Origin of the sequence: Saccharothrix obliqua, from assembly GCF_019375475.1 — a bacterium.
GTDB lineage: Bacteria > Actinomycetota > Actinomycetes > Mycobacteriales > Pseudonocardiaceae > Actinosynnema > Actinosynnema obliqua.
Map to the genome: position 1 here is coordinate 829,200 of NZ_JAHXGQ010000002.1, position 13,598 is coordinate 842,797.

Genomic DNA, 13,598 nt, shown 5'->3' on the forward strand with positions numbered 1-13,598 from the left:
GTGCGGAGGTTCGCGAACCTGGACGAGCTGGGCGCCGCCGAGGGCGAGCACCTGGGCCGCGGCGGCTGGCACGAGGTCACCCAGCAGGAGATCGACCTATTCGCCGACGCCACCGGCGACCACCAGTGGATCCACGTCGACCCGCGGCGCGCGGCGGCGGGACCGTTCGGCGCGCCCGTCGCGCACGGTTTCCTGACGCTGTCGCTGATCCCGCGGCTGATGCGTGACGTCTTCACCGTCGAGAAGCTGAAGATGGGCGTGAACTACGGCCTGGACAAGGTCCGCTTCCCCAGCCCGGTCACCGTCGGCTCCCGCCTGCGTGCCGCCGCGGAACTGGTGGGGTTCCAGGACGTGCCGCCGGGCAAGCGGGCGGTGCTGCGGGTGACGGTCGAGATCGAGGGCAACCCCAAACCCGCGTGCGTCGCGGAAACCGTGGTGCTCTACGTCGCCTGACGCTACGCCCCGCCGATCGTCGCGCCGCCGTCGACGACGAACGTCGCGCCCGTGGTGTACCCGCCGGCCGCCGACGCGAGGAACACCACGGCCGCCGCCAGCTCCGCGGGGTCGCCCAGCCGGCCGATCGGCAGGCGTGCCACGTGCGACTCCAGGTAGCCCGGCGGGTACTGGTCGGTCATCTCCGAGGCGAAGTAGCCGGGCGCGAGCGCGTTGACCCGGATGCCCTTGCGGCCCGTCCACTGCTGCGCCAGGTCGCGCGTCAGGCCGAGGACGGCGGCCTTGGACGCCGAGTAGGCCGCCTGCGGCAGACCCGCGGACACCAGCCCCAGCACGCTGGAGACGTTGATGATGGACCCGCCGTCGGTCATCACCGCGGCGGCGGCCTGCGCCATCCAGTACGCGCCGTGCAGGTTCACGTCCACGACGCGGCGGAACTCCTCCGGCGTCTCGCGGGACGCGGGCACCGCCGTGCCCACCCCGGCGTTGTTCACCAGCACGCCGACGCGCCCGAACCCGGCGGCGGCGCGGGCGACCTCGTGGCAGTCCTCGGGCCGCGCCACGTCCGCCGGCACCACGAGCGCCCGCCGCCCGGCCCGCTCCACCAGGGCCGCCGTCTCCGCCAACCGGTCCGCGCGGCGGGCGGCGAGCACGACGTCCGCGCCGGCCTCCGCCAGGCCGCGCGCGAACGCCACGCCCAGTCCCGACGAGGCGCCGGTGACGATCGCCACCCGGCCGTCGAGGCGGAACATGTCCAGGACACCCATGCTCACTCCATTGTGGACGGTCACAGGCCGAGGTCGCGGCCGATCAGTTCCTTCATGATCTCGTTGGAGCCGGCCCAGATCTTCGTCACGCGGGCGTCCATCCACGCGCGCGCCACGCGGTACTCCGTCATGTAGCCGTAGCCGCCGTACAGCTGCACGCACGCGTCGATGACCTCGTTCTGCACGTCGGCGCTCCAGAACTTCGCCTTGGCCGCGTCCACCGCGGTCAGCTCGCGGCGGGTGTGGGCGAGCGTGCACTGGTCCAGGAACGCCTGCGTGACGTCCACTTTGGTCACCAGCTCGGCGAGCGTGAACTTGTTGTGCTGGAAGGAGCCGATGGACTGGCCGAAAGCCTTGCGCTCCTTGGTGTACTCGATCGTCTCCAGCAGGACCTGCCGGGCGTGCGCCAGGTTCGAGATCGCGCCGCCGAGCCGTTCCTGCGGCAGGCGCTCCATCAGGTGGATGAAGCCGCGGTCGACCTCGCCGATCACGTTCGCCGCGGGCAGCCGCACGTCCTCGAAGAACAGCTCGGCGGTGTCGGACTCGGGTTGGCCCACCTTGTCCAGCTTGCGGCCGCGGTGGAAGCCCTCCATGCCCGTCTCGACGGCGAACAGCGTGATGCCCTTGGCTTTTTTCTCCGGGCTGGTGCGCGCGGCCACCACGATCAGGTCGGCCGAGTGGCCGTTGGTGATGAAGGTCTTGGCGCCGTTGAGGACCCAGTCGGAGCCGGCGCGCACGGCGGTCGACCGCAGCGCCGCGAGGTCCGACCCGCCCGACGGCTCGGTCATGGCGATGCCGGTGGTCAGCTCGCCGGTGCAGAAGCGGGGCAGCCACCGCTGCTTCTGCTCCTCCGTGCAGAGGTCCACCAGGTAGGGCGCGACGACGTCGGCGTGGATGCCGAGGCAGCTCGCGACGCCCGCGCTGACCTTGCACAGCTCCTCGCCCAGGACGGCGTTGAACCGGTAGTCCCCCGCGCCGCCTCCGCCGTACTGCTCCGGGACCTCCAGGCCGAGCAGGCCCTGGCGCCCTGCTTCCAGCCAGACGTCGCGGTCGATGTGGCGCTGTTCGACGAAGCGGTCGTAGTTCGGCCGGATCGTGCGGTCGACGAAGGCGCGGGCGGTTTCGCGGAACGCGTCGTGGTCGGCGTCGAACAGCGTGCGGCGCACTGGCCCTCCCGGGCGAAGCGGTTGCTCAGGCGTCGCTCAGCCTCGATCGCCCCGGGGCCGCTTGTCAAGGAGGGTTCCGGGGTGTCGGTCGCCGGTGTTCTAACGAACTTGCTTGCGACCCCAGAGGCCCGCCGCGAGGCTCACCCCGAGCGCCGCGACGGCGATCTGGAGGATGAGTTCGATCCAGTCGATGCCGGGCGTGTCCTCGACGCCGAACAGGCGGGCGATGAACGTGCCGATGAAGGCCGCCACGATGCCGACGACGATGGTCAGCCAAATCGGGATGTTCTGCTTGCCCGGTGCCACGGCTTTGCCGAGGAACCCGATGATGAGACCCACGATCAGCGCGCTGATCACACCGCCGATGCCCACGATGCCTCCTGCGGGTTAGTCGCCCCCGATCCCGTCGGGGGCCTGCGGCCATCATCCCACCGAAAGTCCGGGCCGCAGCGCCCGCGAGAGCCGCGTGCGGGGCGGGTTCGCCCGCGATCGGCCGCGTCCGGTCGGGTGGGAAACCGGGTTTCGCGTGCGAAGATCGCCTCTCGGTGCCTCGGGCGCGGCTGCTGCCGGGGGTGTGCGTTCAGGCTCGCGGATCACCTCATCGTGCGACATACACTGCGCCCGATCGGGTCATTTCGCGACGTGCTTACGGTTCAAGTGCGGCCGGCCGGGTCCCGGATGCGACCTCGCCGGTGGATGGTTCGGCGAAGTGCGCGTGGTCGCGCTGGCCCGTCCACCCCGTCGTCCCTCGGCTGTCCATCCACAGTGGACTTGACGGGCGCACCGGTGTCTGAGGCGCGTCGGCCGACCAGAAGGCCCCCGCGGGCCACGGGGGCTGTGCAGGCGCGGCGGGCGGTGCGACGGCGCGGGCGGTGCGACGGCGGATGGGCGAACAGCGGTGACATGGCGAGCAGGCGGCTCGACAGCCAGCGCTCGGCCGACACGCGGCAGGTGCCACGCAACAGGCCCGCGGCAGGCGAAACGCCGACCCGCGCAGCGTCGAACAGCGCCACATCGACCGCAAGGCGGCGGCCAGCCGGCACACCGGGGACCCACGGGCCTCCGGCGGCCTGCTCTTCCGCGGCTCGCGGGCTTGCGGACGCCGGTGGCGTGCGGGAAGGCGTCCGAGCGCGGAGACCGGAAGCGACCGGACCCGTGCCCGATGGGGTCGGCCCGTCCCGGTGGGGTCGGCCCGCTTTTGCGGCGTGATTCGGTTGGCGCAGCCATGCGGGTCGGCGTGGTCGTCCGGCTGCGGGCGGCGGTGAGCGCTGTTCCTCATCCCCGCGCTGTGGGCGGCGGGTGTGGGGCGCGGTGGCCGCGGGGTGGTGAGGCGGAGGCGGGTGCGGGGCCGTGGTGGGGCGGTCCGTGTTTGGGCATGGGGGTGCCCTTGCTGGGTGCCCTGCCTTGCTCCCTCCGCCGTGCCGCCTCCTTCTCTCCCGGCAACGAAATGATCACGCCCGAAGTGCCCGATATCCACCCACTTCGCCCGATCGAGTGATCAAATCGAGGCGAATACGCAGGTCAGAGGGCTGAAAGAGCGCTGCTACTTGCGTCGGACCAGTTTGACCAAGCTCTTGAAGGTCTCCTCCAGCCCCGACGAGAAGGGGTTGTCGTTGACCAGGTACGTCCAGGTCGTGTTGGGCCGCTGGACGCCCGCCTCGGCCAGGTGCGCGCCCTCCTCGTCGATCTCCACCTTGGCGAACGTCTCCTCCGCCTCGTCCCACGCGTCGGGCACGACCTTGTGGTACGCGGGAATCGCCTCGCGGTGGAACTCGTCCAAGGGGTTCTGCCTGGCCAGTGCCCTCAGGTGGATGCCCTCCCGCAGGTCGGTCAAGAACGTCAGGTGGTCGCTCCACCGCTGGTCCAGGTGGTGCAGCGCGATCAACCTCGCCGCCTTCACCAGCACCTCGTGGTCGATCTCCGCCAGCTCCTCCGCCCGCTCGGGCCGCCGCTTGGACAGTTCCTCCCACGCCGCCTCGGTGGTGAGCAGCCGGTCGCGGAACTCCAGGAGCAGCAGGCGCTGGTGCTCGATCAGCTTGTTGTACCGCCACGTGTTCCGGTGGATCTCCAGGTGCACGCCCTCGGCGACGCGTTGCGCGTGCTCGACCGTGTGCAGCGTCCCGACATCGGTGACGCGCCCGTCCTCCTCCACCTCGCCGGGCTCCTCGTGGTCGGGCACGTACTGCGCCACGAGTTCGTCCTGCAACGACGAGAAGAACACCGAACCACCGGGGTCGCCCTGGCGGCCGGCCCGGCCGCGCAACTGGTCGTCCAGCCTGGACGACGGGTGCCGCCCGGTGCCGATCACGTACAGCCCGCCCAGCTCGGCGATGCGCTCGCGGTCCGCCGAGTCGTGGCCACCCAGGCGGATGTCCGTGCCGCGACCGGCCATCTGGGTGGACACGGTGATCCGCTGGAACGAGCCGGCGTCGGCGATGATCGCCGCCTCCTCGGCGTCGTTCTTGGCGTTGAGCACCACGCACTCCAGGCCCGCCTCGGCCAGTTTGCGGGACAGGCGCTCGGATTCGGCGACGTCCAGGGTGCCGACCAGGATGGGCCGCCCGGTCGCGTGGACCTCCTCGATCTCGGCGACGATCGCGGCTTCCTTCAGCTCCAGCGTGGTGTACAGGCGGGGCGCCTCGTCCTCGCGCACGCACTCCACGTTGGCCGGGATGACGAGCACCTCCAGCCGGTAGAAGTCACGCAGCTGCTCGGCGACGGCGACGGCGGTGCCGGTCATGCCGCACACCTCGGGGTACCGGTTGAGCAGGGCCTGCACGGTGATCGAGTCGAGCACCTCGCCGGAGTCGGTGGTCTGCACGTTCTCCTTGGCCTCGACGGCGGCCTGGAGGCCGTCGGGCCAGCGCTGGAGCTTGGCGATCCGCCCGCGGGTGTCGTTGATCAGGTGGACCTTGCCGTCGCGGACGATGTAGTCGACGTCGCGGTGCAGCAGGACCTGCGCGTGCAGGGCCACGTTGACCTTGCTGAGCGTGGTGGACACGTGCTCGTCGGAGTACAGGTCGATACCGCCCAGGGCGCGTTCGACCAGCTCGGAGCCGGCGCCGGTGAGGTAGACGTTGCGCTCCTCGTCGTCCACCTCGAAGTGCAGGTCGCGACGCAGGCGCTTGACCAGGTCGGCGAGCGCCGGGTCGGCGGACGGTCCGGCGGTGGAACCGGCGAGCACCAGCGGCACGCGGGCCTCGTCGACCAGGACCGAGTCCGCCTCGTCGACCAGCGCCACGCGCGGCGCGGGGACGATGCGGTCGGCCTCGTCGGTGGCGAGGCGGTCGCGGAGGACGTCGAAGCCGATCTCGGACACCGACGCGTAGCAGACCTCGGCCTGGTAGGCGGCGCGCCGCTCCTCGGGCTTGCTGCTCTGGCTGAGCCAGCCGACGGACACGCCGAGCAGCTCGTAGAACGGACCCATCCACTCGGCGTCGCGCTGGGCCAGGTAGTCGTTGACGGAGACCACGTGCACCTGGTCGCCGCGCAGGGCGAACCCGGCGGCGGCGATCGCGCCGGACAGGGTCTTGCCCTCACCGGTGGCCATCTCCACTACGTGGCCCTCCAGGAGGCCGAGCGCGCCGAGGACCTGCACGTCGAACGGCCGCAGCCCGAGGGCGCGGTCCGCCGCCTCGCGGCCGAGGGCGCACACCTCGACCAGCTCGGCACGCCCGAACTCGGACCGCTCACGCAGGTCGGCCGCCGCTCGGGCCAGCTCTTCGTCGCTGAGCGCGCCCACGCGGTCCGCCTGCTCGTTCACGTCGGCGAGGAGCTTGCGGTACGGCGACAGGTCGGCGGAGCCGGGCTTCTGCGCGAACCGGCGCAGGCGCTGCTTGAACCGTCCGAGAAGAGTGGTCACGGTCGGGCAACGTACGGCACGCGGGCAACGTTCCGCACGTCACCCGGTTGACCGTTCACGGTCACCGCCGGCCGCGTCGCCCGCGACCTGCGACTTCCCCCGGCGGCGCGGCGGTTGACCTGCGGGAACGGCCTGGTCGCTAACGCGCGGGGACGGCGTCGTCCACGGGTTCGGCCTGGCGGGGGACGGCGGCGGGTCTGCCGCGGCGCGCGGCGACCGCCTCCTCGGTGAGCGAGCGGATCTCCGCGAGGATGTCGAGGTGTTCCTGCGACGGGGGCGGACCCACCAGGTTCGAGCGGTTGAACGCGGTGCGTTCGGCGCGGCACGCCAGGTTCTGGATGCGCCGGATGAGGTCCGATTCCCCGTCGGTGGGCAAAGAGCGCCGTTGCTCAGTCACCCCGGAAGCGTTCACCTCACGCCGGGTGAAGGTAAATCACCTGGGAGTGCGAACCTGACCGGAGCCTCCCGGCGGTTTCGGCGTGCCCGGATGAAATGCCCCGAACGTGCTACCCGAGACCCGTTGGTGCGCCGGCTCGCGGGGTGGTGCGGGATTTCTTTTCGCGTGCTCAGGCGGTGGGTGGCGGGGTTGCGGGAGGCGTGCCTCGGGGATCAGCCGGTTGGCCGTGACCCGTATTGGTGAAGCGCTGGTTGGGGTTGTTGGTGACGTGTTGTCGGTCGGGTCGCTCGGGTGGGGGTCGCCCGGGTTGGCGTCCACCAGGTCGGGCACGGGGCGCGGGGGTCGGGTGTTCGGGCTGTTCACAGTGGGCGGCGGGGGTGACGGGGTGGTTGGTGGCGTGGTGCCGGACGGTGACGGCGGTGGGCTGGGCGGATCGGCGGAAACCGTTGCCGCGCACCGGTTTCCGGGCTCTGGGCGACGGTGGTGAGGTGGCGCTGGGGGGTGGAGAGGGGCCGGTGGGACCGGGGTGCGACAGGGGCCTGGCGCGAGGCGGGGCGGCGAGCGGGTGGTTCGGCGGTCGGGACGGCGGGGTGCGGGGCGGGGAGGACGCGGCAGGGCGGCTTGGCGCGCGACGGGGGCGGCAGGGCGCGACGGTGAAAGGTGGCGCGGCGCGGCAGGGCGGCGCGGACACGGCGGGCGCGCAGGGCGAGCGCGGTGGAGAGGGCGCGGCAGCGCGGGCACGGGGAAGAGGGTGTGGCGGCGCGGGCGCGGTGGAGAGGGTGTGGCGGCGCGGCGCAGGAGCGCGGGAGTGGGTGGCGTGCGCCACTTGAGTCCGGACAGCGAGGGCGGGACCTGCGGGTTCGGCGGGGGTTCAGCCGGTGGTCAGCCCGCGCCGCTGTGGGATCTTCAATACCGGGTGAAGCGGACGGCGTGGCGTGAGTAGTCTGCTTTGGCCCGATCGGGGGATGAACCGGACTTTGGGGGTTACCAAGTGTCACTCACGCCGATCTACGACGACCTGCTGCGCGAGTTCGAAGGCATCATCGAGGCCAGTGCCGACGTCGAGGCGGCCAGTGCGGAGGACGCGCCCGCCGACGCCGAGGGCTGACCGCCACGCGGTCGCCCGACGCGACCGCGGCGGACCCGACCACGGGGACCGGGTCCGCACCGCGCGGCTCAGCCGGGCTGCTTGACGAGGTCGGCGGGCACCGGCTCGTCCTTCTCCAACGCGCCGAACAGGCGCAGGGCGTTCTCCCGGTCCCACTGCACGACCGAGCCCGCGCCGGGCACGGTTGGCGTCGCGCCGACCGGCACCGTCACGTTGTCCACGCCGCCGCCCATGCCGAACGCCATGCCCACCAGGTGGTGCAGGTGGTCGCCGTCGGCGATCGAGGTCGAGTCCGTCGCCGAGAACAGCAGCGGGAACGCGCGGAACGGGTTGGCGAGGGTGCCGAAGCTGGTCGCCTTGTCCGACAGGGCGGCCAGGAACTCGCGCTGGTTCTGCACGCGCTGCAAGTCCGCCGTGGCGAACGCCCGGGTCCGCACGTAGCCCAGCGCCTGCGCGCCGTCCAGCTCCTGGCAGCCCGCCTGGAGGTCCAGGCCCGCCAACGGGTCGTTCATCGGCTCCTTGATGCACATGTCGACACCGCCGACGGCGTCCACGATGCCCGCGAACCCGCCGAAGCCGATCTCCATGTAGTGGTCGATGCGCAACCCCGTCGCGCCTTCCACGGTCTGCACCAGCAGCGGCGCGCCGCCGATCGCGAAGGCGGCGTTGATCTTGCTCTTGCCGTTGCCCGGGATGTCCACGTAGGAGTCCCGCGGCACGCTGACCAGGGTCGCCTTCCCGGACCCGGACGGGATGTGCAGCACCATGATGGTGTCGGTGCGCCGGCCGCCCGCGTCGCCCGTGGACAACGCGGCCTTCTGCTCCTCGGTCAGCCCCTCGCGCGCGTCGGACCCGACCAGCAGCCAGTTGGTGCCCGGCGTGTCGGCGGGCCGGTCCGGGTAGTCCGGCAACGCGTCGATCCGGCGCAGCGACGAGTCGACGTAGACCCACATGCCGACCACGAAGGCCAGCAGCAGCACGAGGACGACCAGGACGACGCGGCCGATCCGCGGTTTGCGGCGCTTGGGCGCGGGCCGGTAGCCGGCCCGCTGGTAGCCCTGCTGGTAGCCGGCGCTCATGTCAGCGACCCCGATCCCATCTTTCGGCAACAGCTCACACCTAATGACGCGGTGCGCGTCGAGAGGTTGCCAGCCTAGTGCTCGGGTGGCAGCACGAGCGCGCGCAGCAGGTGGTCGAGCGACTCCGCCGGGTCGTCGGTCAGGCCGGTGTGCGCGGGCGAGGTCTGGATGATGGTGCTGCGCGGCGCGGTCAGCCAGCGGAACCGCTGCCCCGGCGTGGTACCCGCCACGGGACCCGCCTGCGGGTCGCCGTCGCAGGACACGCCCAGGTGCGCCAGGTTGGCCCGCAGCAGCTCGACGTCCAGGAACGGGTCCAGCGCGCGCAGGCGCTCCTCGTCGACGTGCACGCGCGCGCCGAGGAAGTCCAGGTCCTTGCAGTAGACGAGGACGCCGACGTTGACGAACTCGCCGCGCTCCTGCCGCGGCACGGCGCGCAGCAGCGCGTACTCAAACACGTGCGGCACGGGCGGCCTCCAGGGCGTCCACCCAGGCGCGCGGCTGCGCGAGGCGGGCGGCGAAGAACTGTTCGTATGCGTCGCGGACCTTATCGGGCGTGCCGAACGCCTCGTCCCGCGCCAGCCACTCGTCCGGGACCAGCGCCAGCACCTCGCGCACCAGCTCCGGCGTGACGCGGGCGGACAGCTCGGCGTCGACCTCGGCGAGCGGGCCGGCGAACGGCAGCATCAGGTGGTCGGCGGCGTCGAAGCGGTAGGTGGCGGCGGGGAACCGGTCGGGCCGCCACGAGTGGTGGAAGTACAGCGCGGCGCCGTGGTCGATCAGCCACAGCTCGCGGTGCCACAGCAGGGTGTTGGGGTTGCGCCACGAGCGGTCGACGTTGAGCGTCAGGGCGTCCAGCCACAGCAGCCGGGCGGCGGTCTCCGTGGACGGCTCGCGCACCACCGGGTTGTAGTCGAACGAGCCGGGCAGGTAGTCCAGGCCCAGGTTGACGCCCCCGCTGGCGCGCAGCAGCTCCTGCACCTCCTGGTCGGGCTCGGCACGCGCCAGCTCGGGGTCGAGGTCGACCAGGACGATCTCGGGCACCCGGAAGCCCAGCCGGCGGGCCAGCTCGCCCACGACGACCTCGGCGACCAGGGCCTTGACGCCCTGGCCCGCGCCGCGGAACTTGAGCACGTACATGCCGAGGTCGTCGGCCTCGACCAGGCCCGGCAGGGAACCGCCCTCCCGCAGGGGCGTGACGTAGCGGGTGGCCGCGACCGCGCGCAGCCCGTTCGTGTGTTCCACGCCGGGCATCATCGTCGGTGGCGGCCGGGTACCGCCAACGGGTTACCCGCCGGTGGTGACGCGCTCCAGGACCGGCAGGTAGCCGAGGCGGTGGCCGGCGCCGTTGGGGTGGAAGGAGTCGGCGACCGGGAAGGACAGGTCGTTGACCCACGGGTTCGGGCCGCACGCGCCGTGCCCCTCGAACGGCTCGCGCACGTCGCCGAACCGGAACCCGGCGGCCTGGGCCCGCGTCCGGACCACGTCGACGAGCAGGTCCGCAGCCCGGTTCACCGCCGCGCGCTGGGCCTCGGTGAGCAGGCACCGGCCGGTCGGCGCGAACAGGCGCGGGTAGCCGAGCACGACCACCGGCGCGGACGTGCGCGCCCGGATGGCCGCGTGCACCGCGTCGAGCCTGGCGGGCAGTTCGTCGCGGGTGAACCGCTCGGCCTGCTCGACCCGCTGCCGGCAGGAGTTCTCGCCGCCGAGCACGCACTTGGTCATCACGTCGGCGAAGCCCGCGTCGTTGCCGCCGACGGTGAGCGTCACCAGGGACGTGCGGGGCGTGATCTGCTCGGCCTGGGTGGCCACCTCGGCCGTCGTCGCGCCCGAGCACGCCGCGAACCGCAGCTCCATCCCGCGCGCGGCGGCGAACAACGCGGGGTGCGCGGCGTCGCTGCGCCCGCACTCCGCGCGGTGCGCGCCGACCCCCGCCGCGTAGGAGTCGCCGAGGGCGACGTACTCGGGTGCGACGGGGGTCGGTGCGGGTGCCAGTGCCGCGACCAGCAGTGCTGCCAGCAGGTTCATGCAACCGGCGTACCACCGCGGGCGGGCGCGACGTCGGTCGAGACGCCGATGTTGCCCCTATAGTGCGACGCCTACAGGGCGACGCACACCGGGATCGGGGCGGGGAAGGTGCTGGTGAGCTTGAGCCCGCCGGTCGCCTGGTCCACCGCGAACGTGGTCACCGAGTTGGAGTTCTGGTTGGCCGCGAACAGCAGCTTCCCGGACGGGTCGAGCGCGATGTGCCGGGGGAAGTCGCCGCCGACCGGGACGGCCTCCAGCAGCCGCAGGTCCGCGCCGCCGTTCTCCGCGGCGAACACCGCCACGCTGTCGTGGCCCCGGTTGGACAGGTACGCGAACCGCCCGTCCGCCGACACCACGACCTCCGCCGGGTAGTTGCGCGGGGTGGTCGGCGCGCCGGGCGGCAGCGTGCCGAGCTTCCGGACGGGGGTGAGCACGCCGTTGGCGTAGGACGCCACGACGACCGTGGAGTCCAGCTCGTTGGCGATGTAGGCGTACCGCCCGGACGGGTGGAACGCCAGGTGCCGGGGGCCCGCGCCGGGGTGGAGCTTGGCCGTGGCGACCCGGGTGAGCTTGCCGTTGGCGCCCAGCCGGTAGCTGAACACCGCGTCCGCGCCGAGGTCGACGGCGAGCACGTGCTCGCCCGCCGGGTCGACCGCGACCTGGTGCGCGTGCGGCCGGTCCTGCCGGTCGGGGTCGGGCCCGGAACCCTGGTGGGTCACCAGGTCCGTGCGCGCGCCGAGCCCGCCGTCCGCGCGCACCGGGTGCACCGAGACGCTGCCCGAGCTGTAGTTCGCGGACAGCACGTGCCCGCGGTGCACCACCAGGTGGCACGGGTCCGCGCCGCCGGTGCTCTGCGTGTTGACCACCTTGGGCACGCCGTCCGCGCCGACCGCCAGCGCGGTGACCGTGCCCCTGGACTGCTCGTTGACCGCGTAGACCCGGTTGCCCGCGGTGACGACGAACGACGGGTTCGGCACGCCCCGCACGACACCGGTCGACCGGAGCCGGCCGGTGGTCACGTCGTACGCGCCGAGCCCGAGGCCCTGGCCGCCGCCCGCCCAACTGGTGTAGGTGCCCAGGTAGACGCGGGCCTCCGCGCGTGCTTCGGCGACACCTTCGGTCATCAGCAACCCCGCTCCAACGCCAACGGCCCCCAGGAACCGCCGCCTGTCCACTGTCACGCCAGACCTCCCGCTGCACCGTGCCCGCGGCGGTTCCCACAGTGGACTAGACCACTACGGGATGACAATAGGTGCAACCGATATTGCGCCTGGTGCAACGGCTCGGCGTTCCGGGGGCGAACCATTCCAACCCGGGGATCGTACGAGTGCGCCACGACCACCGGCCCCTCGCGGCACCCGGACCGGTGGCGCCGGCGCGCTGCACGGCGCGCAACGTTTCTCCGCTGGTTCGACCAATTGCGCAATGAACGCACCCGATGCGCAACACCTCACGGATGAAATCGCCGTGACATGCCCCTTAGCCTGGTGACATGACCGCCACCGCCGCACCCACCACTGGGCAGTTCATCGCGCTCGACGAGCAGTGGAGCGCGCACAACTACCACCCGCTGCCGGTCGTGATCTCGCACGGCGAGGGCGCGTGGGTGACCGACGTCGAGGGCCGCCGCTACCTCGACTTCCTGTCCGGGTACTCGTCGCTCAACTTCGGCCACCGCCACCCCGCGCTGGTCGCCGCCGCCGTCGAGCAGCTGGGCCGCGTCACGCTCACCAGCCGCGCGTTCCACCACGACCAGTTCGGCGCGTTCTGCCGCGAGCTGGCGGAGCTGACCGGCACCGAGATGGTGCTCGCCATGAACTCCGGCGCGGAGGCCGTCGAGTCCGCCGTCAAGGTCGCCCGCAAGTGGGCGTACCGGGTCAAGGGCGTGCCGGAGAACACCGCGGAGATCATCGTCGCGGGCTCGAACTTCCACGGCCGCACCACGACCATCGTGTCGTTCTCCACCGACGAGACCGCGCGTGCCGACTTCGGCCCGTTCACCCCCGGCTTCCGGGTGGTCAAGTACGGCGACCTGGACGCCGTGCGGGACGCCATCGGCCCGCGCACCGCGGCCGTGCTGATCGAGCCCGTCCAGGGCGAGGCGGGCGTCGTCGTGCCGCCCGCGGGGTACCTGCGGGGCATCCGCGAGCTGTGCGACGAGCACGGCGCGCTGCTCATCGCCGACGAGGTCCAGTCCGGGCTCGGCCGCACCGGCGACCTGCTCGCGCTGGACCACGAGGGCGTGCGCGCCGACCTGTACACGCTGGGCAAGGCGCTGGGCGGCGGCATCCTGCCGGTGTCGGCGGTGGTCGGCTCGCGTGCCGTGCTGGGCGTGCTCAAGCCCGGCGAGCACGGCTCGACGTTCGGCGGCAACCCGCTGGCGTGCGCGGTGGGCCGCGCCGTGGTGCGGCTGCTCGCGACCGGCGAGTTCCAGCAGCGGTCCCGCGAGCTGGGCGCCCGGCTGCACGGCGCGCTCGGCGAGCTGGTCGGCCGGGGCGTCGCCGAGGTGCGCGGGCGCGGCCTGTGGGCGGGCGTGGAGATCGCCCCCGGCGGCCCGCGCGGGCGGGAGGCGTCCGAGGAGCTGGCGCGGCTGGGCGTGCTGTGCAAGGAAACCCAGGACACCACGCTGCGCGTCGCGCCGCCGCTGGTGATCACCGAGGCCGAGCTGGACCGCGGTGTCGACGCCATCGCGCGGGTGCTCGCGCGGTAGACCCGCCGCGACCGCTCGGGCACGGTCGGCG

12 protein-coding genes are annotated in these 13,598 nt (G+C 72.6%); 2 read left to right on the top strand and 10 right to left on the bottom strand.

From position 1 onward, the window contains the following. Nucleotides 1–453: a MaoC family dehydratase gene (locus KZQ38_RS09715; RefSeq protein WP_219440298.1), complete on the top strand. Its 453-nt coding sequence runs from the start codon at nucleotides 1–3 to the stop codon at nucleotides 451–453. Nucleotides 454–455: 2 nt separating this feature from the next. On the opposite strand, the gene KZQ38_RS09720 is transcribed toward KZQ38_RS09715, so the two are convergent. The 10 genes from KZQ38_RS09720 to KZQ38_RS09765 all read right to left on the bottom strand — a co-directional run bounded on the left by KZQ38_RS09720 (nucleotide 456) and on the right by KZQ38_RS09765 (nucleotide 11,981). Then, nucleotides 456–1,220 carry an SDR family NAD(P)-dependent oxidoreductase gene (locus KZQ38_RS09720; RefSeq protein ID WP_219440299.1) on the bottom strand — a complete coding sequence of 255 codons (765 nt, stop codon included), beginning with the start codon at nucleotides 1,218–1,220 and terminating at the stop codon, nucleotides 456–458. A gap of 20 nt (nucleotides 1,221–1,240) precedes the next feature. Next, nucleotides 1,241–2,386 carry an acyl-CoA dehydrogenase family protein gene (locus KZQ38_RS09725; RefSeq protein ID WP_219440300.1) on the bottom strand — a complete coding sequence of 382 codons (1,146 nt, stop codon included), beginning with the start codon at nucleotides 2,384–2,386 and terminating at the stop codon, nucleotides 1,241–1,243. A gap of 99 nt (nucleotides 2,387–2,485) precedes the next feature. Beyond that, complete coding sequence (locus KZQ38_RS09730) at nucleotides 2,486–2,758, bottom strand: GlsB/YeaQ/YmgE family stress response membrane protein (RefSeq protein WP_219440301.1); 273 nt, start codon at nucleotides 2,756–2,758, stop codon at nucleotides 2,486–2,488. Nucleotides 2,759–3,929: 1,171 nt separating this feature from the next. Further along, nucleotides 3,930–6,248 carry an accessory Sec system translocase SecA2 gene (gene secA2, locus KZQ38_RS09735; protein ID WP_219440302.1) on the bottom strand — a complete coding sequence of 773 codons (2,319 nt, stop codon included), beginning with the start codon at nucleotides 6,246–6,248 and terminating at the stop codon, nucleotides 3,930–3,932. A gap of 139 nt (nucleotides 6,249–6,387) precedes the next feature. After that, complete coding sequence (locus KZQ38_RS09740; protein ID WP_219440303.1) at nucleotides 6,388–6,645, bottom strand: hypothetical protein; 258 nt, start codon at nucleotides 6,643–6,645, stop codon at nucleotides 6,388–6,390. A gap of 1,176 nt (nucleotides 6,646–7,821) precedes the next feature. Next, nucleotides 7,822–8,832 (bottom strand): LCP family protein, encoded by a 1,011-nt coding sequence (locus KZQ38_RS09745; RefSeq protein ID WP_219440304.1) that lies wholly within the window; start codon nucleotides 8,830–8,832, stop codon nucleotides 7,822–7,824. Nucleotides 8,833–8,906: 74 nt separating this feature from the next. Continuing rightward, nucleotides 8,907–9,296, bottom strand: coding sequence for a DUF3037 domain-containing protein (locus KZQ38_RS09750; protein ID WP_219440305.1), 390 nt, complete (start codon nucleotides 9,294–9,296; stop codon nucleotides 8,907–8,909). After that, entirely contained in the window at nucleotides 9,280–10,074 is a 795-nt protein-coding gene (locus tag KZQ38_RS09755; RefSeq protein ID WP_372452217.1) for a HipA family kinase, read from the bottom strand. Before KZQ38_RS09755 ends, KZQ38_RS09750 begins: the two co-directional genes overlap by 17 nt. A 42-nt stretch (nucleotides 10,075–10,116) precedes the next feature. Continuing rightward, the gene (locus tag KZQ38_RS09760; protein ID WP_219440307.1) at nucleotides 10,117–10,857 is read right to left on the bottom strand and encodes an SGNH/GDSL hydrolase family protein; all 741 of its coding nucleotides are present in this window, start codon (nucleotides 10,855–10,857) and stop codon (nucleotides 10,117–10,119) included. A gap of 71 nt (nucleotides 10,858–10,928) precedes the next feature. Then, nucleotides 10,929–11,981: a lactonase family protein gene (locus KZQ38_RS09765; RefSeq protein WP_257900992.1), complete on the bottom strand. Its 1,053-nt coding sequence runs from the start codon at nucleotides 11,979–11,981 to the stop codon at nucleotides 10,929–10,931. 368 nt (nucleotides 11,982–12,349) lie between these two features. On the opposite strand from KZQ38_RS09765, the gene rocD reads away from it, so the two are divergent. Continuing rightward, nucleotides 12,350–13,567 carry an ornithine--oxo-acid transaminase gene (gene rocD, locus KZQ38_RS09770; protein WP_219440308.1) on the top strand — a complete coding sequence of 406 codons (1,218 nt, stop codon included), beginning with the start codon at nucleotides 12,350–12,352 and terminating at the stop codon, nucleotides 13,565–13,567. The last annotated feature ends 31 nt before the right edge of the window (nucleotides 13,568–13,598 follow it).

What these genes read in the sequence shown, in the direction of transcription:
- KZQ38_RS09720 (WP_219440299.1), bottom strand. Translation starts at nt 1,220, where the DNA reads ATGGGTGTCCTGGACATGTTCCGCCTCGACGGCCGGGTGGCGATCGTC.
- KZQ38_RS09745 (WP_219440304.1), bottom strand. Translation starts at nt 8,832, where the DNA reads ATGAGCGCCGGCTACCAGCAGGGCTACCAGCGGGCCGGCTACCGGCCC.
- KZQ38_RS09760 (WP_219440307.1), bottom strand. Translation starts at nt 10,857, where the DNA reads ATGAACCTGCTGGCAGCACTGCTGGTCGCGGCACTGGCACCCGCACCG.
- KZQ38_RS09765 (WP_257900992.1), bottom strand. Translation starts at nt 11,981, where the DNA reads ATGACCGAAGGTGTCGCCGAAGCACGCGCGGAGGCCCGCGTCTACCTG.
- rocD (WP_219440308.1), top strand. Translation starts at nt 12,350, where the DNA reads ATGACCGCCACCGCCGCACCCACCACTGGGCAGTTCATCGCGCTCGAC.